Source organism: Photobacterium sp. 270122K, from assembly GCF_059941365.1.
Genome location: NZ_JBPOEN010000002.1, coordinates 588,331 through 614,935, shown reverse-complemented (window position 1 = coordinate 614,935; position 26,605 = coordinate 588,331). Strand labels below are relative to the sequence as shown.

Annotated in this window: 18 protein-coding genes and 8 tRNA genes; 9 read left to right on the top strand and 17 right to left on the bottom strand. The window is 47.7% G+C overall.

The genetic code is table 11. From position 1 onward, the window contains the following. The first annotated feature begins 161 nt into the window (after positions 1-161). The gene (locus ACSF8W_RS05870; RefSeq protein ID WP_500845850.1) at positions 162-2,375 is read left to right on the top strand and encodes a hypothetical protein; all 2,214 of its coding nucleotides are present in this window, start codon (positions 162-164) and stop codon (positions 2,373-2,375) included. A gap of 4 nt (positions 2,376-2,379) precedes the next feature. Then, positions 2,380-4,149 carry a toxin-antitoxin system YwqK family antitoxin gene (locus ACSF8W_RS05865; RefSeq protein ID WP_500845848.1) on the top strand — a complete coding sequence of 590 codons (1,770 nt, stop codon included), beginning with the start codon at positions 2,380-2,382 and terminating at the stop codon, positions 4,147-4,149. A 75-nt stretch (positions 4,150-4,224) separates the two neighbouring features. On the opposite strand, the gene ACSF8W_RS05860 is transcribed toward ACSF8W_RS05865, so the two are convergent. After that, the gene (locus ACSF8W_RS05860) at positions 4,225-4,869 is read right to left on the bottom strand and encodes a hypothetical protein (RefSeq protein ID WP_500845847.1); all 645 of its coding nucleotides are present in this window, start codon (positions 4,867-4,869) and stop codon (positions 4,225-4,227) included. Between the two features lie 271 nt (positions 4,870-5,140). Between ACSF8W_RS05860 and asnA the strand changes: the two genes are divergently transcribed. Then, complete coding sequence (gene asnA / locus ACSF8W_RS05855; RefSeq protein ID WP_500845845.1) at positions 5,141-6,148, top strand: aspartate--ammonia ligase; 1,008 nt, start codon at positions 5,141-5,143, stop codon at positions 6,146-6,148. 167 nt (positions 6,149-6,315) lie between these two features. Here the strand turns inward: asnA and ACSF8W_RS05850 are convergent. From ACSF8W_RS05850 to uvrY, 15 genes are all read right to left on the bottom strand, one after another. After that, positions 6,316-6,389 (bottom strand) — tRNA-Cys (locus tag ACSF8W_RS05850). Positions 6,390-6,395: 6 nt separating this feature from the next. Then, positions 6,396-6,471 (bottom strand) — tRNA-Gly (locus ACSF8W_RS05845). Positions 6,472-6,481: 10 nt separating this feature from the next. Beyond that, a tRNA-Leu gene (locus tag ACSF8W_RS05840) sits at positions 6,482-6,568 on the bottom strand. A gap of 68 nt (positions 6,569-6,636) precedes the next feature. Beyond that, a tRNA-Gly gene (locus ACSF8W_RS05835) sits at positions 6,637-6,712 on the bottom strand. 18 nt (positions 6,713-6,730) lie between these two features. Next, a tRNA-Cys gene (locus ACSF8W_RS05830) sits at positions 6,731-6,804 on the bottom strand. Between the two features lie 203 nt (positions 6,805-7,007). Beyond that, positions 7,008-7,250: a nitrite reductase gene (locus ACSF8W_RS05825; RefSeq protein ID WP_500845844.1), complete on the bottom strand. Its 243-nt coding sequence runs from the start codon at positions 7,248-7,250 to the stop codon at positions 7,008-7,010. 173 nt (positions 7,251-7,423) lie between these two features. Continuing rightward, entirely contained in the window at positions 7,424-8,557 is a 1,134-nt protein-coding gene (gene nspC / locus ACSF8W_RS05820; RefSeq protein WP_500845842.1) for a carboxynorspermidine decarboxylase, read from the bottom strand. Positions 8,558-8,650: 93 nt separating this feature from the next. Then, positions 8,651-9,895, bottom strand: coding sequence for a carboxynorspermidine synthase (locus ACSF8W_RS05815; protein ID WP_500845840.1), 1,245 nt, complete (start codon positions 9,893-9,895; stop codon positions 8,651-8,653). A 118-nt stretch (positions 9,896-10,013) separates the two neighbouring features. Next, positions 10,014-12,908, bottom strand: a complete 2,895-nt coding sequence (locus ACSF8W_RS05810; protein WP_500845838.1) for a pyridoxal phosphate-dependent class III aminotransferase — start codon at positions 12,906-12,908, stop codon at positions 10,014-10,016. A 1,037-nt stretch (positions 12,909-13,945) separates the two neighbouring features. Next, positions 13,946-14,019 (bottom strand) — tRNA-Cys (locus tag ACSF8W_RS05805). Between the two features lie 15 nt (positions 14,020-14,034). After that, positions 14,035-14,121, bottom strand: a tRNA-Leu gene (locus ACSF8W_RS05800). A 67-nt stretch (positions 14,122-14,188) separates the two neighbouring features. Next, positions 14,189-14,262 (bottom strand) — tRNA-Cys (locus tag ACSF8W_RS05795). 258 nt (positions 14,263-14,520) lie between these two features. Next, positions 14,521-15,078 (bottom strand): CDP-diacylglycerol--glycerol-3-phosphate 3-phosphatidyltransferase, encoded by a 558-nt coding sequence (gene pgsA / locus ACSF8W_RS05790; RefSeq protein ID WP_500845836.1) that lies wholly within the window; start codon positions 15,076-15,078, stop codon positions 14,521-14,523. A gap of 42 nt (positions 15,079-15,120) precedes the next feature. Continuing rightward, entirely contained in the window at positions 15,121-16,953 is a 1,833-nt protein-coding gene (uvrC, locus tag ACSF8W_RS05785) for an excinuclease ABC subunit UvrC (RefSeq protein ID WP_500845834.1), read from the bottom strand. Next, on the bottom strand, positions 16,953-17,597 hold the full coding sequence (gene uvrY, locus ACSF8W_RS05780; protein ID WP_500845832.1) for a UvrY/SirA/GacA family response regulator transcription factor: 645 nt from the start codon (positions 17,595-17,597) through the stop codon (positions 16,953-16,955). The genes uvrC and uvrY overlap by 1 nt, the downstream gene beginning before the upstream one ends. 834 nt (positions 17,598-18,431) lie before the next feature. Between uvrY and ACSF8W_RS05775 the strand changes: the two genes are divergently transcribed. The 6 genes from ACSF8W_RS05775 (at position 18,432) to ACSF8W_RS05750 (ending at position 24,643) form a co-directional block, all read left to right on the top strand. Then, positions 18,432-18,983, top strand: a complete 552-nt coding sequence (locus ACSF8W_RS05775; RefSeq protein WP_428476305.1) for an ECF-type riboflavin transporter substrate-binding protein — start codon at positions 18,432-18,434, stop codon at positions 18,981-18,983. 3 nt (positions 18,984-18,986) lie between these two features. Next, positions 18,987-20,678, top strand: coding sequence for an ABC transporter ATP-binding protein (locus tag ACSF8W_RS05770; RefSeq protein WP_500845831.1), 1,692 nt, complete (start codon positions 18,987-18,989; stop codon positions 20,676-20,678). 2 nt (positions 20,679-20,680) lie between these two features. After that, entirely contained in the window at positions 20,681-21,523 is an 843-nt protein-coding gene (locus ACSF8W_RS05765) for an energy-coupling factor transporter transmembrane component T family protein (RefSeq protein ID WP_500845829.1), read from the top strand. A 266-nt stretch (positions 21,524-21,789) separates the two neighbouring features. Next, positions 21,790-23,061 (top strand): ABC1 kinase family protein, encoded by a 1,272-nt coding sequence (locus tag ACSF8W_RS05760; protein ID WP_500845934.1) that lies wholly within the window; start codon positions 21,790-21,792, stop codon positions 23,059-23,061. A gap of 197 nt (positions 23,062-23,258) precedes the next feature. Continuing rightward, entirely contained in the window at positions 23,259-23,429 is a 171-nt protein-coding gene (locus tag ACSF8W_RS05755; protein ID WP_169749957.1) for a hypothetical protein, read from the top strand. Positions 23,430-23,434: 5 nt separating this feature from the next. Beyond that, the gene (locus ACSF8W_RS05750) at positions 23,435-24,643 is read left to right on the top strand and encodes an MFS transporter (RefSeq protein ID WP_500845827.1); all 1,209 of its coding nucleotides are present in this window, start codon (positions 23,435-23,437) and stop codon (positions 24,641-24,643) included. Between the two features lie 124 nt (positions 24,644-24,767). Here ACSF8W_RS05750 and ACSF8W_RS05745 read toward each other — a convergent pair whose 3' ends face one another. Further along, complete coding sequence (locus ACSF8W_RS05745; protein ID WP_500845825.1) at positions 24,768-26,414, bottom strand: methyl-accepting chemotaxis protein; 1,647 nt, start codon at positions 26,412-26,414, stop codon at positions 24,768-24,770. Positions 26,415-26,605: the final 191 nt, after the last annotated feature.

Genomic DNA, 26,605 nt, shown 5'->3' with positions numbered 1-26,605 from the left:
TTAAATGAAATGATCGGCTAAATTCCGTGACATCACTCCACACTCACTATCCGCACAATTTTATTAAGCAGCATTCTCGCTATGATCGGCATCTTTATTTCAGCAGGGCTTTCTACCAGCCATACTGCTCTTCGTACTTTCCATAAAAAGGATGCTTTTGGATGTACACACATCGCTATTTTCATGTGGGCTTGCTCGGCACCGCACTCTTTTTGACTGGTTGTGATCAGAATGTCACCTTCACTCCCGAGCCGGGGGACGAGAAGCGGTATTGGGTGTACTCTGCCAGCCAAAACGCCGCACAAAATAAAATTGAATACCGCCTAAATAGCTTATTGCATTACAAAATGGCGTCAGTGGATGACACCGTCAATCTGCATATTACCCCCGAGTACCTCGACCTGAATAAAGGCGACAAATACGATTCGCTTAACTCGGCCAGAAGCCGAGCACGGAGCATTCAGGTCTTTCAATCTGGCTTCGAGCTGGAAGTGGATACAAAAAGTGGCACATTACTCAGTTTAACTGGACGAGATGCCGAGAAATGGCCTGACTATGTGAAACGCTATGGTGAAGATCATCCACTGCTCAATACGTTGCGCCATCAAGTCAGCTTACCGGGCTTTCTTACCACTCTCCCCACAGAAGTCGGCAGTCAGACCACTGTTGCTCATCTTTTGGGGATGCCTGCAACATTAACCATCACGCAGGTGACATCCGATACCATCAGCGCAATCGTCGAAGGCAAAACAAACAACCACCAGCTATACGGGCAGCTCACTGTCGAACGCGATAATGGCTGGATTGATAGCCTGTATGCCGTCGTGATGAAGGACGATCAATCCACTCACTTCGTTGCCATACAGCCCGAAGAGGATCTTCAGCATATTGTCGATCCTGGTCAGGTCCCGACTCACCCAGCGCATTTTTGGAAACAGAACAACCAGCTCCAAGGTACACCACTTACCCCCCATGTTTTGACGAAAGAAGACCTCTTTGCTTATGAGTCAGGCATTCTCCGTGCAGGCGTACATCCCTATATCAGTGCGACCATCGTACACAACCTAGATCAAACCACTCACAGCGGTCACATCACCTTGACGGATTTCAGCGTGCGAAATGAAGCAGGGGAAGATCTCGGCCTGCCGTTTGTGGCACCGACGAATTATCATTATTTTGATTGGCATAAGAACAGCGAGAATGCCGTATTACTGACAGGCTGGAACCATCGCGATACCCTTGAGCAAACACGATCCGCGACGGCCACCGCACATTATTACCCTGATACCCTCACCCCCTATACGGTGCAATGGCGTAAAGGTGAGGCGCAGAGCTTTACCTTGGGTGACATTACCCTTAACGTGATCCCTTATCCGCAACGCACGGGCGAATATCACGCCACCTATAATCGCGGCGCGTCAAACATCCTGTTAACCACATTCGACGGTCTGAAAGGTGACATTGATATTAAAACATTAGCTGCTGGCCCTGAATGGCTAACGGATGCCGCACGGTTTTGGCTCGCACACGTTGGCGATCAGACGCAAGCAATGACCACGGCCAACCTCAAGCTCACGGAAGAATCAGATAGCGTCACTTTTTACGTCAAAGGACGTGCAAGTAACCCAATGTATTCAGAAACCGTGACGTTTCTTCACGAGCGCCTATATGCGGCGACGGCTACCCTGCCGCCGATTGATGGCAAGGGTCCTTACAATCGCCGAGCGCTATCTGATGAAGAAAAACAAGAAGCCGAAGCCATCAGACAGAGACTGGCTGAACGCTATGTCATCACACCATTCTCCGATATCACGGCCGACATGCACCACCCGAATGCAGGTACGCTCTTTCTACCGATGGGATGGGGCAGTATTTGCCAAGCCGACGTGGTTAATGATGTGGAAATCAATGGCAATGGCTTGATATGGCAAGGCCGCACACGAGGGCCATTCCCTGCTGAAGCCTTCCAATTAATGACGGAAGACGGCGTTAAAAAGTACTTTTATGATTTGACGGTCGAAACCCGGCTGCAATGTAAAGGTTCACCGCAATGGACAGCCATGCCGGATGTCGTTGACCGTACTTACCCATGGCTGGTTGATCTTTCCCTGTTACCGACGATCACCGCCGATCAACCGATTAGCGCCCTCTTTGAACACTACCGATTCAGCGGGTACGAAAACGACCTGCTTTGGTTATTAGATCAGGAAGGTGAAGACATCCATCGTTTTGACCGCCCGATTTCAACCATTCTCCATGATGGCAAATACCTGAAATTCTCAGGCAACATTGTCAACGCCTCCCAATTACAGGCCACCGGTGAGCCGCAAGAAAAAACCTGGATCACCACTTTCCCACCGCTACCTAAAGGATAAGACGATGCGCCATTTCCCTCTTCGTTTAATCACGCTTGGCATACTCGCCTCACTCACTATGGCGACGCCATTACACGCCGAAACACGGTGGCTCAATGCGGATGGTGATCCCGTCAACAACAAAAAGAAAGCGACCTACTTCTTACAAGGCTCGCCAGATGCAGCCAACGGAAAACCCCTCTTCAGCGGCCAAGATAACAACGACGGCCAACTTGAAGGACAGGTACGTTTCTATGATAAAGACGGCATTCTGATCGAAGAAAAAAACTATGTCGCAGGAGAAGCCAAAGGCAGTTACAAGACTTTTCACCCCAATGGGCAAGTCCATATTGAATCTCAACTACTGGACGGGGAACGTAACGGTATCACCCTTTATTATGACAAACACGGGGTATTGAAAGAGCGCCACCACCTTATCAATGGCAAGCTCGACGGCGAACAGTTGACCTATTATTCCGACGGTTCGGTCAGATACCGCGCCAATTTCGTCAATGACATCCGCGAAGGTAAACAAACCCGCTATTACAAAAGTGGCCTGACCTACTCCATTTCCCACTATGAAAACGGGTTATTACACGGGGAACGAATCAACTTCTTTGATAATGGTGTGAAAAGTAGCACCACAGCCTTTAAGCATGATAAGTACCATGGTCCGATGCGATTTTATACCGAGCAAGGCCGCTTAAAAAATGAAAAAATCTATGTGGATGGACGCCAACATGGCATAGAAACCAGCTACTACGACAACGGGCTTCCTTATGGTATTTACCCCTATAAAGACGGTAAAGAAGTGGGTGTGGTGAAAATGTTCCATCCCAATGGGAAAAGCATTAAATACCTTCAAGAACTGGATGATAAAAGCCGCACACTGCGTTCACAATATTTTGATCTTGAAGGAAATAAAACGGAAGAATACACCGCTAACTATGCCAATAATAACGAGGTATCGGAAAGGCGCCGGTTTAAAGACAATGTCCTGTCCTCACTCCAAAAAGACGATGAAAACCGTAAATGGTCACTGAAAGAGTACTACGATGCCTACGGCTCACTCACTGATCGTGAAGAGCTACTGGACAAAAAACGTCAAGGGCTTTACCTGTCGACCCTCACCCAGAACGGTAACACGCGTACCACCCGCATTGAATACCGTAATGGCCTGCGTGACGGCTTATATCATGTATCAGAAAGCGGTTCGCAGTATGGCAAAGAAGGCCATTACCGCAATGACAAACGCGTGGGTGATTGGCGTATCGTTAATCGTGATGGGGCGCATGATATTCAGTACAATGCGCAAGGCGAAAAAGACGGCAAAGAACAACGCGTAATGCCAGATGGCAAACTGTCATTCGTTACCCACTACACCAAGGGGCAACGTGACGGCCTGCATGAGAAATATGACAATGACGGTAAGGTGTTAGAAAAAGGCGAATACCGCAACAACGAACGTCATGGTGATTGGCAATTTTACGATGACAGTTTTTATAGCCCTACCTTTTGGCAAGGCGAATTCCGTGACGGGAAAAAGGTCGGGGAATGGAAAGGCTTCTCCGAACATGGTTATGAAACAGAGCGTGAGCACTACAATCTGGAAGGCTTGAAAAACGGTGTCTCTTATAGTTTTTCAAATGATGGTGAACTGAAATTTGTGGAAAACCTCAAAGACGGTGTCCGCCATGGCAACCTCACCCACTACTCAGAAGGCAAAGTCTACTCCATCCAATACTTTGAGTATGGCGAAATGGTCAGTAAAGAAAAGCCGCTGAGTGGGTCATAGCACGAAACTCAGCCCAAATAAAAACCAGCTTTCGAGCTGGTTTTTTATTTCAATCGTTACGGTATATCACATCGACTATTGCTGGATACGTTCCATCACCAATTTGCCATCCTTTTCTACGTATTTCACGCTACCGGCGGGATAGGTTTCTGTGATTGTTTCACTCAAAAACACAGTTTCTATATCAACTGAAATTTCAAAATATCCATTATTTCTACTAACATCCAAGTAAGGGATAAGTGAATTACCATCATCTTCACTAGCGGTGATTACTGGAATATCACCTAACTTAACTGGTTTTTCACTACCAGTTGGCCAAACATACACATCAACCCCCCAAGGATATTCCGCTGCGGATTCCAATAAAAGCAACCAATCCGTATTCTCTGTCGATGCTGTTTTCTTTGGCGCAAAGAAATAAGGATCGACTGAGTACGCATCCATGAACCCAGCACTCATAAACGTCTCTTTCCAAACGGTATCTTGCTGTTCAAAGATAACAAAACGCCAACCATAACTCTTATCCGTATCCCTATCAGGAAACCGACACATGCCAAGCACTAAATCCTCTTGGTATCTTGCAAAGCTTGAACACTGTTGATCGTATTCAGGAATGTCTACCGCAGGGAGTTCAACATTTTTATAAGACTCTGACGATGCGAACGTCATAACAGGCAGGCATACGCCGAGAAGGTAGAATAAACGTTGTACAGTCATCATCAAACGATCCAGATTATATAATTAAGCGCATTTATACGCCTAATCATGCCTGTGCCGCGAATTGTATCTCCTGTATTTATCCCATTAATCGAGTGAGATCTCGCCTATCACTCAAACATCAATACCATCTCAAAGGCAAGATACCGCGCCCACAAAACACCCAACTTCACACTTTTCGCATAAACTCACACCACAAAGTGATAGACGCTAACTGCAGGCTGTCGTAATGTGTTGCTACGCAATTGAAAATACAGAAAGAAAAGGATAATTCATGAAACTGCAGGTACCAGAAAACTACCAGCCGCTGCTAGGACTGCGCGATACCGAAGTCGCCATCAAAAAACTCAAAGACTACTTTGAAACAGCGTTGGCGTACGAACTCTATCTAACTCGCGTGTCTGCGCCGTTGTTTGTGAAGCCAGAAACAGGCCTGAACGACAACCTGAATGGTACTGAGCGTCCGGTAAGCTTTGACTTGCTTGATGACAATGGTGCGAACGTTGAAGTGGTACATTCATTGGCAAAATGGAAACGTATGGCGTTGGGGCGCTACGGTTTCCAGATTGATGAAGGCCTGTACACCGACATGAACGCAATCCGTCGTGATGAAGAGTTCGATAACATCCACTCTATCTATGTCGATCAGTGGGACTGGGAAAAGGTACTCGACAAATCGATGCGTCATGAAGACTACCTGCGCACAACGGTAGAAAAGATTTATAACGCCTTCCTGAAAACAGAAAACTACATCTACCAAGAATACCCGGTGCTGAAAAAGCGTCTGCCTGCGCAAGTAACCTTTATCACCTCACAAGAACTGTTGGACAAATACCCAGACCTGACGCCGAAAGAGCGTGAGAATGCTATCTGTAAAGAGTATGGCGCGGTGTTTATTCAAAACATCGGTCATACCCTGTCTCACGGTGAAAAACACGATGGCCGCGCCCCTGACTACGATGACTGGAATCTCAACGGTGACTTGCTGTTCTGGAACCCAGTACTCGAAAGCGGTTTAGAACTGTCTTCTATGGGTATCCGTGTGTGTGAAGACAGCTTAAAAGCGCAGCTAGACATCGCTGGCTGTGAAGATCGCGCTTCTCTGCCGTTCCACAGTGCCGTGCTGAATAAGACCCTGCCATACACCATTGGTGGCGGTATCGGTCAGTCACGCATTTGCATGTTCTTCCTGCAAAAAGCCCACATCGGTGAAGTGCAGTCGTCTATCTGGCCAGATGCGATGATTGAAGAGTGTGAAGCAAACAAGATCATTCTGCTTTAACGCCCTATCTGTTCATTGATCCGTTTTCACAGGTCAAAGCTTCACTGATACGAAAAAGCCCCAACATTGCTGCTGGGGCTTTTTTATGGATTCTGTCTGGGTTTCGAACAATCTGACATTTTTCAGACACAAAAAAACCAGCATTTTCATGCTGGTTCTTTGTAGAATGGAGGCGCGTCCCGGAGTCGAACCGAGGTACACGGATTTGCAATCCGCTGCATAGCCACTCTGCCAACGCGCCTTAATCTGGAGCGACACACGAGGTTCGAACTCGTGACCTCAACCTTGGCAAGGTTGCGCTCTACCAACTGAGCTAGTGTCGCATTTTGTAAATGGTGCCCCGGGCCGGACTTGAACCGGCACAACGCGAACGTCGAGGGATTTTAAATCCCTTGTGTCTACCAATTTCACCACCAGGGCACGCAAAGCTTTGCGGTGCCTGAAAGGTACACCATCCGATACCACTCTCTGAGTCATACCGTTTAATTTGGAGCGACACACGAGGTTCGAACTCGTGACCTCAACCTTGGCAAGGTTGCGCTCTACCAACTGAGCTAGTGTCGCATGTCATTCTATAAAGAATGGAGGCGCGTCCCGGAGTCGAACCGAGGTACACGGATTTGCAATCCGCTGCATAGCCACTCTGCCAACGCGCCGTTATGTTTCTTACCGTGCTTAACAAGCTGCTCCGCCGCGGTACGAGGTGTAATTTACTGATTTAAATTTTTGAGTCAACACTATTTCTGATAAATTTTCTCAACTGGTTGCTTTGTAACACATAAAGTCAATTTTCAAGCCAAAATCGCTTACCAAACCACCACCCATTTTCTTTTGCCCTGCTGCTCAATCTCACTCGAAATCACGGCAAATTATCAATGTCTTGGCTTAACGTATACTTTTTATCCGTTACAATCGCCTCTAACACTTCCACTCTGGCCTTCAACTGGGCCACTTCTTCTTTTAACCGTGACTGTTCGTCATTCTCTTTTAAAGCTTGCTCGTGCTTATAGGCAAGCTCTCGCATCTCTCGTCGATGCTGCAAGAACTTCCGCACTAATTCAGCACCAAAGATAATCATGATAATAGCAATCGCAATATTCACTCGCGCTCCCCTCTACCTGTCCTTTTCATTCATTAAATCGCGCTCTCACGGTGAATGCAAATAAGCGCTATGATTTCACCCTCTTCCTGTGGCGATGTCGTGGGCAAAAAAAGAGGAGCAACAGCTCCTCTCTTACCATTATCACTATAACGTCACTATCGCGAAATCCGCGATTACGCGATTGACCACTGCGACAATGAACGCTTGAAATCGTCATAGCCAAATTCATTCAGCTTTTGGATATCACCGTTGCTGCGCTCACAGTATACCGATGGCATTTTCAGGCCGTTGAACCAGTTCAGCTTCACCATGGTGTAACCCGCACTGTCCAGAATGTGAAGACGCTGGCCAATCTGTAGTGGCTCATCAAACTGCGTGACACAGAACTGATCGCCCGCCAAGCAAGAACAGCTGCCGATAATATACTGGTGATCACCGGTTTCACTGGCTTCTGCAATGGCTGCCGGCTCGTTGTAGATCAGTGTGTCCAAACGGTGCGCTTCGGTTGCACTGTCGACAATCGCGGTCTTCATACCATTTTCCACGATATCAACCACGGTCACGACCAAGTCTGCCGTCTTAGTAATGATCGCTTCACCCGGCTCGAGGTACAGTTGCACACCGTGCTTTTCAGAGAAGGCTTTCAATGCCGCCGCCAGTTTTTCGATCTCGTAACCCGGCCACGTGAAGAAGACGCCGCCGCCCAAGCTCACCCAATCCAGCTTATCCAGGTAAGCACCAAACTGGTCAGAAATCGCGTTCAACAGGTTGATAAATGCGTCAGCATCTTTGTTCTCACAGTTCATGTGGAACATCACGCCATCCAATGTATCAAACAGTGCAGGATCAATGTGATCGGTCTGTACACCTAAACGTGAGAACTGACGCGCTGGGTTTGCCAAATCCTGCCCCGCGTAGCTCACGCCCGGGTTCAAACGCAAACCGAGTGACGCTTTCCCTTCTACCAAGTGACGGTAAGCGGCAAGCTGTGACTGAGAGTTAAAAATCATCTTGTCACAGATATCAGCCACTTCTTTCACATCATCTTCGCTGTAGCCTACGCTGTATGCATGCGTTTCACCACCGAAGGTTTCATAACCCAGTTTAACTTCAAACGGACCACTGCTGGTTGTGCCATCTAGGTATGGCTTGATGATGTTAAACACACCCCAGGTCGAGAAACACTTCAGTGCAAGCACCAATTTCACACCAGACAGCTCTTTTAGCTGCTTAGCTTTCTCTAGGTTCGCAATCAACTTGTCTTCATTGATCATGAAGAATGGGGTTTTCAATTCACTTTTTTGCATGGCTTGCATCGCTCTTAAATCGAATAAAGCCGATGCATAAGCATCGGCTAAAATACGTATTTACTGGTCAATTTTAAACATAATTCGCAGGAATTATTTCAAAATTTGGATATTCGGCTGACCTACTTCTAACTCCAATACATCCCAATTCAAGCCGATCTGCGGCATGGTTTCTAGGAATGGATCCGGATCAAGCTGTTCCATGTTAAATACGCCTGCATCGGCCCACTCGCCACGGAAGTATTGCAGCGCAGCCGTGATAGCCGGTACACCCGTGGTGTACGCAATGGCTTGGTGCTCAACATCGTTGTAAGCCACTTCGTGGTCTGCATTGTTGTAAATGAATACGCTACGGGCTTTGCCGTTTTTGGTGCCTTGTACCCAGGTACCGATACACGTTTTACCGGTATAACCCGGTGCCAATGAAGTAGGATCAGGAAGCAATGCTTTTAGGACGTGCAGTGGCTGTACCACGGTACCGTCATGCAGGGTTAGCGGATCGGGGCTCAAAAGGCCAATATCACGCATGCAGTTGAAGTAGTTCAGGTAACGGTCACCGAAGCCCATCCAGAATTCAATGCGTTTGGCGGGAATGAATTCTTTGAGTGAACGCACTTCGTCGTGTGCCATGGAGTACACTTTAAGAGTGCCACATTGTGGGAAATCGAATTCAAGCATACGTGAGTGACACGGTACTTGTTTCCACTCTTCATTTTCCCAATAGAAAGAGTCGCCCTGAATTTCAAGCATATTGGTTTCAGGGTCAAAGTTGGTGGCAAATTTTTTGCCATGATCGCCAGCGTTAACATCCATGACATCGATGGTGTCGATCTCATCGAACAGATGCTTCACTGCATAAGCAGCAAATACGCTTACGACACCCGGATCAAAGCCGGCGCCTAAGATGCCGGTGATACCCGCATCTTTGAATTTTTCACGGTATTCCCACTGCCAGTCATAGGCTTGTGGAACTTGTTGGCCTTCAGAGCATAGGTCGACAGCAACAGAAGTATCCAAGTAGGACACTTTCGCTTGTAGACAGGCTTCCATGATGGGCATGTTTACCCATGGTGGACCTGCATTAATCACCAGATCAGGTTGTACCTCTTTGATCAGGGCTACAAGGGCTTCAACATCGTCGGCATTGACGGCACGAGATTCTAGTTTCTTGGATGGATCCTTAAGGTTGTTCTTACCCTTGATAGACTCGATAATCTTGTCACACTTATCAACGGTACGAGATGCGATAGTCATATCCCCTAGCACATCATTATTTTGAGCAGCTTTGTGTGCAACTACCCAACCAACACCACCTGCACCAATCTGTAGAATTGCCATTTCGTCTGTATATTCCTTATATTCATGAGTAAATCTTTATACCCAAACTCGCCCAACGCCTTGTTTGGGTGTAGAAACAGCCGAGCGAACCCGGCTGTTTCTGGTCTTTCAATTAACCTTATGCACGCTCAATTTGAGCAGCAAGTTGGCGAATAGCTTGCAGTAGTGATTCAAAATCTGACAATGCTAGGCATGGGTTCAGAATAGTGAATTTCAATGCAATTTTGCCATCAACCACGGTTTCGCCCATCACAGCGATACCTTTCACTAACGCATCAAAACGCAGTTTCTTGTTGATCGCATCAATAGCAGCGTCTTCGTTGCTACCCACATAACGGAATAGCACGGTTGAAAGCGCAGGATCAGCCAATAGCTCAAAGTCTGATGACTGGTTAATCATGTCAGCCACTTGCTGCGTTTGATTCAGCAGGTGATCGTACATCGCACCCAGAGCCTGAGGACCAACGCTCTGCATGGTCATCAACACTTTCAACGCATCGAAACGCTTGGTTGTCGCGATAGATTTGTCGACAAGGTTTGGCAACAAATCATCTTCACGGTTCAAGTAATCTGCATGGTGTAGCAAGAACTTGAAGTTCGCTTTGTCTTTGATCAGCACCGCACCACAGCTAATTGTTTGGAAGAACAACTTGTGGAAGTCAACGCTCACAGAATCCGCTTTCTCGATACCTTGCAGACGCGTTTTGTGACGGCTAAGGATCAACGCACCGCCGTAGGCACCATCAACGTGGAACCATAGGTTATGCTGCTGAGCAACCTCAGCAAGGCCATTCAGATCATCAATCGCACCGTGGTCAGTCGTACCCGCCGTACCTACTAGGGCAAATGGCAGTAAACCTTCCGCTTTTAGCGCTTCAACCGTTTCAATCAGTGACGCCAGTTTGATCGTACCGTTTGGATTGGTATCCACGGTAACCACTGAATGCTCACCCAAGCCCATCAGCGATGCTGACTTCTGCACGGTAAAGTGTGATTTCTTCGAGCAAAGAATACGCATCTTACCGGCGTACTCAGGCAGACCTTGCTTCTGGATGTTGTGACCAGACATCGCTTCAGCCGCTTTGTCGCGCGCCAACAACAAACCCATTAGGTTTGACTGCGTGCCACCGCTGGTGAATACACCATCAGCTTGCTCACCCAATTGGTACTGCTCGCAGACCCAATCCACCACTTTTTGCTCAACAAACGTTGCCGCACTTGACTGATCCCATGAATCCATTGACTGGTTCAGGGCTGCAATGAAGGCTTCTGCAGCAACAGAAGACAACAATGGCGGTGTGTGTAGGTGCGCAATACAACGTGGGTGCTGAACCATGATTGAGTTCTTGGCGATCAGATCACCGGTTTGCTCAATCACCATGTCCAACGGCATCTGCTGGTTATCCAAATCAATATTATTGATCAGGGTTTTCAGCACCTGCGGATCCAAACCTGAGTATGGCGAGTCTGTATTTTCAAACACGTTTTTCATCACACGTGTTGTTTGGTTCAACGCAGATTCAAATGCGTCTGCACCGCCTTTACCCGTGTGGATAAAGTGCTCGCGCCACATTTCAGATGCGTTACTCGCTGACGACTTTTTTGCGGTTGCTGGCCCCGCTGTCACCATCATGGCTTCTTCTAGGGTTGCCAATGCAAAATCAAGCTGCTCGAAGCTGATGATCAACGGTGGAAGGAAACGCAGAACAGAACCCTGACGGCCGCCTTTCTCGATGATCAAACCACGCTCTAGCGCCGCACGCTGAATCGCCATGGTTAGCGCAGGTGCCGCTTCTGGTTCACCAAACTTGTTCTTAGCACCGTCTGGATTACAGATTTCAACACCCAGCATCAGGCCTTTACCGCGAACTTCTGCGATACAATCCACTTTCTGAGCAATACGCTCTAGACCTTCGCGCAGGTACTGACCCGCGTTACGTGCGTGCTCAACCAAGTTATCACGACGGATAATCTCAAGTGCTTTTGCACCGGTTGCCATCGCTAGCTGGTTACCACGGAACGTACCGGTGTGCTCACCTGGACGCCATGTATCAAACTCTTTATCGAAGATAAGCAGTGACATTGGCAGACCACCGCCCACTGCTTTAGACAGACACAACACATCCGGTGTAATACCCGCTTCTTCGAACGCAAAGTTGAAACCTGTTTTACCGATACCACACTGGATTTCATCAAAAATCAGTAGGATGCCGTGTTCTTTAGTGATACGACGCAATTCACGCAGCCAGAACGCAGGCGCAGGCAGTACACCGCCCTCACCTTGTACAGGCTCAACGATAATAGCAGCAGGTTTCTGCACGCCACTTTCGTCATCATTCAGCATACGCTCGATGTAACGGATGCTTTGCTTCGCACCTTCTTCACCGTGAAGACCAAACGGGCAGCGTAGGCTGTATGGGAACGGCAAGAATTGCACGTCTGCCATCAGGCCAGTACGGCGCGCTTTGGTATTCAGGTTACCCATCATCGCCATCGTACCGTTGGTCATACCGTGGTATGCACCGTGGAACGCAGCCATGGTGTTACGGCCCGTGGTTTGCTTCGCCAGCTTAATTGCCGCTTCAACCGCATCGGCACCCGAAGGGCCACAGAATTGAATGCGTGCATTTTTGGCAAATTCAGCAGGCAGGAAGTTCATCACTTCCTTAATAAATTTGTCTTTCACTGGTGTGGTGATATCAAGCGTCTGATAAGGCAGACCTGCGTTTAGCTGATCAATGATCGCTTGATTAATTTCAGGGTGGTTGTAACCCATTGCCAACGTACCAGCACCCGCTAGGCAGTCCAAAAATAACTGACCGCGGCTGTCTTCGACCAAAACACCAGACGCTTTAGCAATAGCCAGCGGCAGGCGACGCGGATACGAACGCACTTCTGATTCATAATGCTCTTGGCTAAGCAATAATTCATCAGGCGTTAGATCATACACACCCTGTACAACAGGGACATTCGAACCGAGTTTTAGCTCATCAAGGTCAAACACGTTACTCATGCTTTATTCCATCTCATCACAGCGCACGTATACGACTAACATCGCTCCTTTGCCATTGTTGATTAAAACAACTGACGATTTGACTATTCATTTTTATTATTGGGAATAGTGCATCTCTGGCTTAGGGAGTGAGGGGTCACCGATACAGTGCCAATAACATCATTTCTCATGATGCATTAACTATAAACAGCCGAAATTGCTATACATTCTCGGCGTGACCAATAACAAACTGACAACCGTGACAAACGTTTGCCTTATGGCAAATAAATTCGTTCAATCGGCAGTCAAGGCGTTATGAAACCAGTAATTGTGATCAGAAAGATCAAGGCTCAGTAATAATACTGCAATTGGGTAAGACAAAGCTGATTAGGTTTGATAATGTTAAAAATTTCACGTTGGGTTCCCTCAATATGCGCCTGCTTTCCTAACAGGTCAGCGCTATTAATGCCCTTCTATTGACTACCGAAAATAGCCAATACCTACAGCGTACCAAGAGCAATCAGCCCGAATACTTCTTGATACAGTATGCCTCAGTACAACTTCCCCCTGAGATTGCGCAGAAAAGTACCATAGAGCGGTTATGTCTGCCAAGTAATATTTCCCTCATTTCTTTCATAATTTCGACTTAATTGGTCATTTCTACAAAAAAGTCACATTGACGCAGCGGTAGCAAAACAATCGCTAATATAATCGTAATATCTGACATGTTTTGACATATTTACTCTATGTATGATGATTTTAATGAGATATATCCCTCAGCCTCATTTAACGTATTGGCTATATATTCTCAAGATTGCTGCTGAGTACAACGTTAACGAAAGCGGCTATCATCAGCCCCCCAATACGCGTATTTATCCGTGACTAGGCTGCACTCAATGCGGCGGATCGCGGGATATGTATCGGGGACATAAGGGCGTGTGAGAAAAAGCAAAAAGGCTGTTTATAGGGCTTGGATTTGAACAGGAACAGGCACATATAGCGGAAGCTGAACGGCAGATACAAAAAAACCAGCATTTTCATGCTGGTTCTTTGTAGAATGGAGGCGCGTCCCGGAGTCGAACCGAGGTACACGGATTTGCAATCCGCTGCATAGCCACTCTGCCAACGCGCCTTAATCTTTGTTTAATGGTGCCCCGGGCCGGACTTGAACCGGCACAACGCGAACGTCGAGGGATTTTAAATCCCTTGTGTCTACCAATTTCACCACCAGGGCACGCAAATCTTTGCGGTGCCTGAAAGGTACACCATTTGATATCGCTCATGAGCCATATCATTTAATCTGGAGGCGCGTCCCGGAGTCGAACCGAGGTACACGGATTTGCAATCCGCTGCATAGCCACTCTGCCAACGCGCCATTTTTCATTCCGTTGGGGTTGTTCCCCGTCGGTATGGCAGCCATTCTACACAACCCTCACAGGCTGTCACGCATAAAATACAGAAAAACGTATCGTTCGGCTTATTTTCAATCAATTAAGATACTTCAAGATCAAATATGAGAGAAAATAGACAGTTCAATCGACAATAACGCCACACAATCTATTGTGGTAATGTCATCAAAAACAAAAAAAGCAGCCAATAGGCTGCTTTTTTTATGCGTATACGTGACGTCTGTTTACATATGTTCAGGGTTAAATAAGTCGTCTTTAGCGGCACGCAGATAGATATACATGGACCAGTAAGTCAAAATCATCGCAATATACAACGAGGCATAGCCCAGCCATACCAACCATTCATGCGGGTGCCATAGCAATAGCAGCAACGCCAGCATCTGAGAGGCCGTTTTCACTTTACCCACCCAAGATACCGCCACGCTCGAACGTTTACCCAGTTCAGCCATCCATTCACGCAAGGCAGAAATAATGATCTCACGGCCAATCATGGTGATCGCAGGAATGGTTATCCACAACGAATGATACTGCTCAACCACCAGCACAAGTGCGGTAGCAACCATCACCTTATCAGCAACCGGATCAATAAACGCACCAAAACGCGTCGTCTGGTTCAGTTTTCGAGCCAAATAGCCGTCAAACCAATCTGTTACGCCAGCCACAAAGAAAATCATCGCCGTCGCAAAGGGCGACCAACTATACGGCAAATAAAAAGCAAGTACGAAAAATGGAATGAGCAATAGCCGTATGAAACTTAAAATGTTCGGAATAGTTAAACGCATAAATACTAATTCTTATTTTGAATTTTTGTCTGGCCACACTGCTTAATGTTGCAATGCGTCATATATTTTTTCCGCCAACGCCTTGCTGATGCCCGGTACCTTGGCGATTTCTTCTCTGCTTGCTTTCTTCAGTTCCTGTAACCCACCCATGTATTTGAGCAATGCTTGACGCCGCTTTGGCCCGATCCCTTCCACATCTTCGAGTGCACTGCGTTTTCTCACCTTTGCACGCTGTGCACGGTGACCACTGATCGCATGGTTATGACTTTCATCACGAATATGCTGGATCAGATGCAATGCCGGTGAATCTGAAGGCATCGAAAATTCTTCACCTGTGGTCATGATCAGGGTTTCTAGCCCAGGCTTACGCGTAGTGCCTTTCGCTACACCGATCAACATTGACCGTTTTGGCCACTCCGCCATTAACGGATTGACTACATCATACGCTCTTGAGAGCTGACCTCTACCCCCATCGATAAAAATAATATCAGGAATCTTGTCGGGATCGACCTGTCCACCGTAACGGCGGGCAAGCACTTGCGCCATCGCGGCATAATCATCCCCGCCGGTGATATCGGTGATGTTGTAACGGCGATATTCCTGCTTCAATGGCCCCTCTTGATTGAAGACCACACACGATGCCACGGTTTTCTCGCCCATGGTATGACTAATATCAAAACATTCCATCCGTTCCAGCGTATTCAGGCTAAGTGCTTCTCTTAACGCCACAAAACGTTGGTGAATGGTCATTTTATGATTCAGTTTACTGATCAATGCCGTGCGCGCATTGGTTTGTGCCAAACGCTGAAACTTTGCTTTATTACCACGTGTGGTGACTTTAATGGTGATCTTACGCCCAGCCAGCTCAGACAACGTACGCGCAATCACATCCTGCTCATCCCCCAGCGATTGACCGAGTAAGATTTCATTGGGTATCACACGCCCTTCAGCCTGATTCAAATAGTACTGGCTAACAAAACTCGATAATACATCGGTCATGGCGGCGTCTTGTGGCATACGCGGAAAATAACTGCGGCTACCTAAAATTTTGCCCTGTCGGATAAACAACGCATGAATACACGCCATGCCCCCCTCGTGAGCAATGCCGACCACATCCAAATCATCATCGCTGTCTTGGCTAACAAACTGTTGCTCTTGCACCCGTCGTAGCGCTTGGATCTGATCGCGGTACGTCGCTGCTTTCTCAAACGCTAACTGTTGGCTCGCGATCTCCATTTTCTCGACCAGTGCGGTGATCACCTGCCGATCTTTGCCTTTTAAGAATAACCGGACGAAATCAACCTGCTCTTGGTATTCCGCCTCACTGACTAAGCCTTTGACACACGGTCCTAAACAGCGACCAATTTGATACATCAAACAAGGACGGCTTCGATTAGCATAGACCGAGTCTTCGCATTGGCGAATCGGGAAGATTTTCTGTAATAAATGCAGGCTTTCACGTACTGCCCCACCATCAGGATACGGGCCAAAGTACTCCCCTTTACGTTTTTTCACGCCACGATGAAGGCTTAAGCGCGGATGCGCAGTTTGGCTTAAAAAGATGTAAGGGTACGATTTATCGTCCCGGAGCAGGACATTGTATTTAGGAAGGTAAAGCTTGATGTAATTGTGCTCAAGAATGAGCGCTTCGGTTTCGGTGTGTGTCACCGTCACGTCAACCTTGGCGATATTTTTCACCAACGCACGTGTTTTCTCACCGGCTACCTGAGTACGAAAGTAACTAGACAGCCGTTTTTTGAGATCTTTCGCTTTTCCGACATAGATAACCTCATCAGCCAAGTCATACATGCGATATACGCCTGGCTGGTGAGTAACCGTTTTCAGAAAGCTTTTTGCATCAAACAGTTCTGACACTACAACGTCTCTGCGTCTAGCATTCCATGGCGTATAGCAAGATGGGTTAACTCGACATCGCCGCTAATATTCAACTTATTGAACAGACGATAACGGTAGCTATTCACGGTTTTAGGACTCAGGCTTAACTGCTCAGAAATGTCAGTGACCTTTTGCCCTTTGGTGATCATCATCATGATCTGCAATTCGCGCTCAGAGAGATCTTTAAACGGATTTTCAGAATTTGGCGCAAACTGGCTTAATGCCATTTGCTGCGCGATCTCAGGTGAGATATAGCGTTGCCCACTGTGCACCATGCGAATTGCGTTGACCATTTCATTTGGCCCCGCCCCTTTCGTCAGATAGCCCGCCGCACCAGCTTGCATCACTTTCGTTGGGAATGGATTTTCCGTATGAATGGTTAAAACAATAATTTTAACATCAGGACTAAAACGTAGAATTTTACGCGTCGCTTCAAGGCCACCAATACCTGGCATATTCATGTCCATAAGAATGATGTCAGCGTGCTCCTGACGACACCACTTTACGGCTTCTTCACCACTGTCGGCTTCCCCTACCACTTTAATACCACGGACATCTTCGAGAAGACGTCGGATCCCTGTGCGAACCAGTTCGTGATCATCTACAAGGAATACATTAATCAAGCTGTATCTCCGATATGATTTGGCTCTGCACCCAGCCGAAATGGCGGGATTGCTGCTACTGATACTACCCAATTTTACCTTAATTTCCACTATGAACACAGGCAGATTCTGTGTCTCAGCGCAAATTTTGACTGCAACTTAACGCTTGACAAAATTGGGTTTGTTTATATTTTACGCGCTTCGAAATAAAGCGAGTACCAAACGCAGTATTTACTATAAATCCAGAAAAATAAAGCACAATATTCAACATTTAAAGTCATTAACATTCACTTTCATTTTTCGACTGAATTCGCTATTTTCTATAAAAAAATCACTGCGTTAAAAGCATCCCTACAAGGCATACTGGTTATATCTTCGCCATTGGCTGCTATTCTTTTCATAACTCCAATTTACTGGCTGTCCATTACTGCCATTTTACGGCATTTAACACGATATTAACCGATGGCTTCTCGTCTAAATCCCACTTTGTCAGGGTTGTGCGGCCAAGCCATAGCCTGCCTAACTTTCTAGGCGTTTACGATCATCACTTTTTACGTTAAATAACGCAATATGGTTCATTGAATTGCATATTATTTTGTGAGTATAGCCCTTAGAATACATGAATTGATTAAGAGTTAGACGTCTAGAAGTAAAGGTTTCCTTTCTTTATTCGGTTCATGTATGATGCGCCCCTCTTATGTCTCCCGACATAACTGCTCTTGCTCAAAACGGATATTTTCCCGCGAGTCGCGACCCTATTGCTACTCACACCTCGCTAATGACAGCGCCCCGCAAAGCAGCCTCGTGGTTGACAAAAAAACGCAAATACCCCCAAGAGTATATAAAGGTTATGTCATGAATCTCTCGGCTAAGACAGTTGTGGTCATCGCTATTGGTGCTGCCTTGTATGGAATAGGCGGCTTGCCTATGTTCGGTATTCCTGTCTTCGCAAATACCACTTTAAAACCCGCAATGGCCGTGCTTGCCCTGTTTGGCGTGCTATTTGGCCCTTTAGTGGGTTTCCTCGTTGGTTTCATTGGCCACTGGGTCACGGATCTGTTCGCCGGTTGGGGCGTGTGGATCACTTGGGTAATTGGCTCTGGCATTGTGGGGCTACTGATTGGCCTCTACCCAAAAATCACCAAACAGCGCATTGAAAAAGGCATCTTCACCCGTTGGGATTTCTGCCTGTTCGTTTTGCTGGCCTTCCTTGGCAACGTCATTGGCTACGGCACCTCCGCATTCTTAGATGCCGTACTGTACGCCGAACCGTTTACCAAAGTATTGGCACAGCTCACTATCATTGCCGCTGGCAACACCCTGCTCATTGCAATTGTTGGCCACTTCATTTTGACGTCTGTCGCCAAACGCAAGCAACAAAGCTATAACCTGAAAGAGGCTTACTAACGCATGTCCATTGAGTTTTCTAATTTCTCGTTCAAATACTGGGCGTTGGAACAACCGACCCTAAAGAACATCAATTTAACGATCGAGAAAGGTGAAAAGGTCGTGATTGTCGGCCCTAGCGGCAGCGGCAAATCCACCCTTGGCCAATGCCTGAATGGTTTAATCCCGTTTGCAATCAAAGGCGACATCACCGGCTCTCTGCGCATTGGAGGCCATGACACGCAGCACATGGATCTTCACCAGTGCACCAACCTTGTGGGCACCGTACTGCAAGATACTGACGGCCAGTTTGTCGGCCTGAGCATCGGGGAAGACATCGCTTTTGCACTGGAAAACCAGATGGTGGCACCGGGCCCTATGCACCGTGTCGTAGAAGAAACAGCGGCCATGCTGGATCTGGATACCATGCTGCACCTGTCACCGTTTGATCTTAGCGGCGGTCAAAAGCAACGTGTTTCACTGGCTGGCGTCATGGTTGATGATGTCGACATCCTGCTATTTGATGAACCGTTAGCAAGCCTTGACCCTAAAACCGGCAAATCCACGATTGAAATCATTGATCGCTTACACCGCGAAACGGGTAAAACGGTCGTGATCATCGAACACCGTCTGGAAGATGTGCTGCATTGTCCGGTTGACCGTATCATCATGATGGAACGCGGTGAAATCGTTGCTGACATGACGCCAGATGCCCTGTTGGCCAGTCCGCTACTGGCTAAGCACGGTATCCGTGAGCCGTTATATCTATCCGCAATGAAAGCGGCAGGCTGCGAAATCACTGAAGCCGACAAACCCGCGAATTTAGGCGCGATGGATCTATCCCGCTTTGCCCCTACCCTCTTGGATTGGTATCAACAGCAAAGTGAAACGTCTGGAAAGGTGACAAAAACACCGTTACTGGCGCTAAACAATGTCAGCTACTCCTATGATGATGTACGTCAGACATTGAGTGATGTCAGCTTCACGATTAACCAAGGTGAGTTTGTTTCGATTCTGGGCAAAAATGGATCGGGCAAATCCACGATCACCCGTTTAATTATGGGTGTATTAGAAGCCGATGCCGGCTCCATTCACTTCAACGGTGAAGACATTGCCTCGCGTTCTATTTTTGAACGCAGCCAAGACATCGGTATTGTGCTGCAAAACCCGAATCATATGATTTCACACCATATGATTTTTGATGAAGTGGCATCGGGTCTGCGTAACCGTGGCATGGCTGAAGATCAAATCAAAGAAAAAGTGATGGCAACGCTAGAGCTATGCGGCTTGGGTCGTTACCACCACTGGCCGATCGACGCCCTGAGCTACGGCCAGAAAAAACGTGTGACGATTGCGACTATGCTGGTGCTTGAGCCAAAACTACTGATTTTGGATGAACCAACATCAGGTCAGGATTATTACCACTACACCAAAATGATGAATTTCATTCGTGAGATCAACCAGTCACTGGGATTAACCATTGTGATCATCTCTCATGATATGCATCTGGTCTTGGAATACACCGACCGTGCCATCGTAATTGCTGACAGCCTGCTACTGGCCGATGAAGCGGTGAACCTGGTATTCAGCCAGCCTGCGTTGCTTGAACAAGCCAACCTGACTGTCACCAGTTTATATACTCTAGCAGAGCGCTTAGGTATTGAACGTATTGATAACTTTATTCGTTGCTTCATTAACCATGAGGCAAAAGCATAATAATGAAAACCAATAAAATTAAATTCGGTATTAGCTATGTGAATACCGGTTCACCGTTGCATGCGCTCAACGGTATTACCAAATTTTTACTGTTCATGGCATGGGTAACGGTCGTGCTTATGACCTTTGACCTGCGCGTTATTCTTGCACTGATCTTGGTCGGTTTTGGTCTATTACGTCTGTCTCGTGTGCCGTTTTCTGCATACAAAACATTGATGACGGGTACGGTCAGCGTGTTGCTCATGAACGCTGTGTTTATGTTCGCTATCGCGCCACAGCAAGGCACCGAATACATGGGGAGCCAAACGGTGTTACTGCCGGTGGCGGGGAATTATTCCATCACCCTAGAAACCCTGTTTTATCTGCTGACGGTCACGCTGAAATACTTCAGTATGTTCCCGATTGCACTGGTGTTTGTGTTTACAACGCACCCGACAGAGTTTTCTGCTAGTTTGAACCGTTTAGGCGTGCCTTACCGTATTGCTTATGCTGTTAGCCTAACCTTGCGTTATCTACCGGAAGTGACCAAAGATTTCATCAACATCATGCATGCACAGCAAGCGCGTGGTGTGGACATTTCTAAAAATGCACCTGTTTTTACCCGCATTAAAAATGTGGCGAAAATTCTGGGTCCCTTGATTTTCTCAAGCCTTGATCGCGCAGATGTGATTTCTAACGCCATGACACTGCGTGGCTTTGGCCGCAATAAAGCACGTAGCTGGTACAGCCAAAAGCCACTGACGAAGGCTGACTTTGCCGTGTTGGCCGTGTTAGGTCTGGTACTTGCAGCAAGCTTTGCTAACCGCTATCAGGCTGAGCAGCTATTCTGGTATCCGTTCGGCTGATATCACAAATAAAGTGGCTTTTTAGGTAACACCACTCACACGTCTCCGACACATGGCCAGCTTTGCTGGCCATGTTCGTCTTCCCCCCTGTCATTGAACTATTCTTGCTAGCAGCACGTATTTGTCACATGTAACGCTAGCCTGAATGGATGATGATAATCGCAATGACCGATAAAAAACGCCCTGTTCCTACCTCGCTGTTTGACAATCACTCCCCCTCTTCTGAGCAAGAGTTCGCCCCGGTACCTAAAAGCCGGTTGTCGCGCATGAGTAAGCTGGGAATGCTGGCATCACGGGTTGCAGGCAGCATGGTATCAGAAGGGGTCAAACAACTTGCACAAGGCAACAGGCCTCGCGCCAGTGATTTACTGCTAACGCCCGCCAATGCCAAACGGGTTGCCGAGCAGCTCGCCCAATTACGCGGCGCGGCAATGAAAGTCGGCCAATTAATGTCGATGGATGCCGGTGACTTACTCCCGCCAGAACTGGCCGACCTGCTTGCGCGACTTCGCTCTGAAGCCAAAGCCATGCCTATCAGTCAGCTTAATCATTTACTGGAGCAAGAATGGGAGCTGGATTGGCAAGACCGCTTCCAGCGTTTCTCTTTTTATCCCATTGCCGCCGCGTCCATCGGGCAAGTCCACGAAGCCACGACACTGCAAGGCGAACGGGTTGCACTCAAAATCCAATATCCAGGTATCAAAGAGAGCATAGATAGCGATGTCGATAATGTGGCTACTCTGCTTAAGATCTCAGGACTGATCCCCAAAGAGGTCGATTATCAGCCTTTATTGGCCGACGCCAAAAAACAGCTGCATGATGAAGCCGATTATTTGCTCGAAGCTTCACTCCTCAAGCAATACAAAGCGCTATTACGAGATGATCAGCGTTATCGCATCCCCGCTGTGTATGACGATCTCACCACGGAACATATCCTCGCCATGCAGTTTGTGGAAGGTGAACCTGTTGAGCACCTGCACACTCAACCGCAAGCCGTACGTAATCGTGTCATGGCGTTAGCGTTTGAACTGTTATTTAAAGAAATGTTTGCTTTCCGCTTGGTACAAACCGATCCCAATTTTGCCAACTTCCTGTATGACCTTGAAAGCCGCCAATTGGTACTGTTGGATTTCGGTGCGACCCGGCAGTATCCCGAACACATAGCCACGGGCTACCAAGCGCTGATCAGCCAGGCGATGCATAACAACGATGCGGGAATGCAGGGGGCGCTCAAACAAATTGGTTTCTTTAGCCAGCCCATTACTGATCGCCAACAACACGCCGTGGTGGAGCTGTGTAAAGAAGCCTGTGAGCCCGTTATTTATGATGGCATCTTTGACTTTGGCCAAACCGATTTAGCACAGCGCATTCGCGATGCCGGCACTGCGCTGAGTACGCGAGAAAACTATTGGCATACGCCCCCGGCCGATGCCATTTTCTTCCACCGTAAATTGGGCGGATTATACCTACTGGCAGCGCGTCTGAAGGCGCAAGTGAATGTGCGAGCGCTGTTTATACCTTATTATCAGTCAGTGTGACCGCTTTTATTGCCCGCTTACAGACGTCATAATGTGTGAGATCTTGGTCACATTTTCTGTTTTTGTCTAACACATCATCAATGTCTGTCCAGCCCTTCAGCGTATGCGTCTGACGCATACCATAGTTGAATTTTGCTCATTTGAGTCATGTCATTGAATCCACTATCATCCGGCCTCTTTTTTCGATTGAGGTATTCATGTTCTCGCAATCTCTACGTGCGCAGTTGATCCGTATGACGATTTTACTGGCGATCACTTTAGTGGGTGTGCACCACTGCCAGCCTTTGCTGGACGCATTGGCTGCACATGCGATGAGCGGTGGTTGCCATCAGCAAAATTCAACAAGCCCTAACTATTCAGGACTTTAAACACAATGAGTATTTTTCGCTTTCCCCTTCTAGTTTGGATGGGAATTGGTACATTGATTATCAGCCTAGGGATCAGGCAGTCATTTGGTATCTTTATGATGCCCATCTCGACCCACTTTGATACCGGTCGAGAATTTTTTAGCCTTGCGATTGCCTTGCAGAACCTTCTTTTTGGTGTATTCCAACCTTTTGTCGGCATGGCAGCAGACCGCTGGGGCGCTCAACGTGTTATTTGGACCGGGGCCATTGCGTATGCGTTGGGCCTTTACTTAACGTCTATCGCCCTTGAGCCCAACTGGCTATTCCTCACATTAGGTGGGTTGGTCGGCCTTGGCCTGAGCGCAACCAGTTACGTCATCGTGCTGGGTGCGGTTGCACGTGTCGTTCCAGCGGAACACACAGCCAAAGCCTTTGGCTTAACCACGGCGGCAGGTTCGTTCGGCATGTTTGCCGTGATCCCGGGTGCGCAGTACCTACTGAGTGATTTCAACTGGCAAACCGCACTGCAAGTCTTTGCCATGTTGTGTGGCCTGATTTTGGCATTTTCATGCTTCATGAAAACCAAAACAGCGGCAACGCCAGCAGGACAAGCACCTGTGCATGAGCAGACGCTACGCGAAGCCTTGAGCGAAGCCTTTCATCACCGTGGCTACTGGTTAATTCATCTGGGCTTTTTCGTGTGCGGTTTCCACGTGATGTTCATTGCCACCCACCTACCAAGCTATCTGGCTGATAAAGGCCTGCCGGCATCAGCAGCGGCAATGGCATTGGCGTACGTGGGGATCTTCAATATCTTCGGCAGTTACTTCTGGGGCGTGATGGGCGACAAGTTCAGCAAGCGCTATGTGATGACGGCATTGTACCTGATGCGTACTGTCGTGATTGCGTGTTTCGTGCTGTTCCCCGTGACGGTTGAAACCGCTGCCCTCTTTGGTGGCGCGATCGGTTTCTGCTGGCTGGGTACCGTACCGTTAACGTCTGGCTTGGTACGTCAGATCTTCGGTGCTCGTTACATGTCTACCCTGTACGGTTTGGTCTTCTTCACGCACCAAGTCGGCAGTTTCCTGGGGGCATGGGCCGGTGGCCGTATTTACGATTACTACGGCAGTTACGAACCTATTTGGTGGAGCACCGTTGTGTTGGCCTTCTTGGCTGCGTTAATCCATATTCCAGTGGATGACAAACCGATTGTGCGTCAACCAAGCATGGCATAACGCCGCACTGACAAGCAACGTAACATTTAGCGATAAAAAAACGGGCAGCCCACAAGGCTGCCCGTTTTATTTTTTCACGTTATCACACGGATATTCATACCGCATTCAATCTGCCATTGCCGCGTTATACTCGGAACTGTGCAATCAACCCATCCAACACTTCGCTTTGTTTCGCGAGGCTCTGACAGGCTAGCTGTGCGTTTTGTACATGGCCCAAGGTTTCCGTACAACCCGCCACGATATCATGGATGTTATGGGTCAACTCATCCGTTACCGTCGTTTGCTGCTGCGCGGCTGTCGCCACTTGCGTATTCATGTCATTGATCAACACAATAGACTGGCTCATTGCATCTAGCGCAGTATTGGTTTGCTGGGCACGTTCTACCGTGTGTGTACCGGCTGCGGAGTTATTACGCATCGCCTGTACCGAGTGGTCCACCGTTTCTTGCAGCTTCTCAATCATGGTATGGATTTCACCGGTACATGACTGCGTCTTGCTCGCCAGAGAACGCACTTCATCAGCAACGACGGCAAAACCACGCCCTTGCTCACCCGCACGCGCAGCTTCAATCGCAGCATTCAATGCCAGCAAGTTGGTTTGATCGGCAATCCCACGGATCACTTCCAGAATAGACGCAATGCCACCTACGTTCTTTTCAAGCTCTTGAATCAAGCCACTCGACTGATCGATTTCATTCGCCAACTGACCAATTGCACTCACCGATTCATCCAGTGTCACTTGTACTTGGTGTGACTGGATACTGATATCAGTGGTCACGTTCGCGGCATCACTGGCGTGACCACTCACCGTCTGGCTGGTTGCACTCAACTCTTGTACCGCTGCAGCCACTTGATCATACTGACTTTGCTGCTCTTGCGAGGCATACAGAATATTATTGGTCAATGCGGTTAACTGTTCCGCTTCAGAGCGCACTTGATGCGAGGTTGCCACCACTTTACCTAAGGTGTTATGGATTTTTTCCACGAACGTATTGAACGCTACCGCCAACTGACCAACTTCGTCCTCACCCGACACATGTACGCGCGCAGACAAATCACCATCACCCGCTGAAATTTCTTTCAACGTATCCGTTAATTGCTGCATTGGGTTCACCACCAAACGGGTCACCACCAAGGTGATCGCTGCTGATAGCAACAAGGTCAAAATCGAGCCCACCACCAGCATGGTATTGGTTTCTTCCGCATGCGCTTTCACGTCGGCTAATAACTCAGCGCGGTGTTTTTCAATGTCATTGCGGATCAACTTCAGCTGCTTGCGCATTGACTCAAAGTCTTTTTCGGCCAACTGTTCGTTAGCACGGTAAAACGCGTTGGCATTCGCAGGATCGGCGATCATGATCTCGTAGCGTTTTTGCCACGTGTCGAAGTTACGTTCCAATTCTTGGATATTACGGCGGCTGGATTCAGGTAGGAAACCGTTGTCGACCAGTGCATGGACAGAAGAAATACGTGGTGCGGCTTTCGGCGCATTATCGTAAAAATTAAAACGGTGAAGTTCAATGGACGCCGTTTCATGCTGCTCTGTCAGAGCCATCCCCATACCGGCAGCCATGACTTGGTACATATCGCGATAGGAATCTTCCAAATTGTCCAGCACAGGCTGAACGTCTTCACGGAGTAAGGTATCTACTTGTTGTTGCTCGTTATAAGAACGGAAAACCTGTGCAATCAAGCCAGAGAAGGCCAATGCAACAATCAGGACCGGAAATACCAACTTATACTTAAAACTTATATTATTAAACCAATTCATATCTATCCTTGATCAAAAACTTTGTCGTGCTTTATCTATTTGCACCTCAAAGGAATTTGATGTTTCGCTTCTTGTCAAAATCATACCTATGTCGGCATGTTAACTGCAAAGTTGAGCATATTCTCCATGAAAAATTTTCATCAACTTAATAAAAATCATGAAGATTTATTTCAGTTATGGAAAAGGTATAT

Coding starts and splice junctions, on each gene's coding strand:
- asnA (WP_500845845.1), top strand. CDS start 5,141: ATGAAACTGCAGGTACCAGAAAACTACCAGCCGCTGCTAGGACTGCGC.
- ACSF8W_RS05810 (WP_500845838.1), bottom strand. CDS start 12,908: ATGAGTAACGTGTTTGACCTTGATGAGCTAAAACTCGGTTCGAATGTC.
- ACSF8W_RS05775 (WP_428476305.1), top strand. CDS start 18,432: ATGAATCTCTCGGCTAAGACAGTTGTGGTCATCGCTATTGGTGCTGCC.
- ACSF8W_RS05745 (WP_500845825.1), bottom strand. CDS start 26,414: ATGAATTGGTTTAATAATATAAGTTTTAAGTATAAGTTGGTATTTCCG.
- pgsA (WP_500845836.1), bottom strand. CDS start 15,078: ATGCGTTTAACTATTCCGAACATTTTAAGTTTCATACGGCTATTGCTC.
- ACSF8W_RS05755 (WP_169749957.1), top strand. CDS start 23,259: ATGTTCTCGCAATCTCTACGTGCGCAGTTGATCCGTATGACGATTTTA.
- ACSF8W_RS05865 (WP_500845848.1), top strand. CDS start 2,380: ATGCGCCATTTCCCTCTTCGTTTAATCACGCTTGGCATACTCGCCTCA.
- ACSF8W_RS05770 (WP_500845831.1), top strand. CDS start 18,987: ATGTCCATTGAGTTTTCTAATTTCTCGTTCAAATACTGGGCGTTGGAA.
- ACSF8W_RS05870 (WP_500845850.1), top strand. CDS start 162: ATGTACACACATCGCTATTTTCATGTGGGCTTGCTCGGCACCGCACTC.
- ACSF8W_RS05860 (WP_500845847.1), bottom strand. CDS start 4,869: ATGATGACTGTACAACGTTTATTCTACCTTCTCGGCGTATGCCTGCCT.
- ACSF8W_RS05750 (WP_500845827.1), top strand. CDS start 23,435: ATGAGTATTTTTCGCTTTCCCCTTCTAGTTTGGATGGGAATTGGTACA.
- ACSF8W_RS05815 (WP_500845840.1), bottom strand. CDS start 9,895: ATGGCAATTCTACAGATTGGTGCAGGTGGTGTTGGTTGGGTAGTTGCA.
- ACSF8W_RS05760 (WP_500845934.1), top strand. CDS start 21,790: ATGAGTAAGCTGGGAATGCTGGCATCACGGGTTGCAGGCAGCATGGTA.
- ACSF8W_RS05765 (WP_500845829.1), top strand. CDS start 20,681: ATGAAAACCAATAAAATTAAATTCGGTATTAGCTATGTGAATACCGGT.
- nspC (WP_500845842.1), bottom strand. CDS start 8,557: ATGCAAAAAAGTGAATTGAAAACCCCATTCTTCATGATCAATGAAGAC.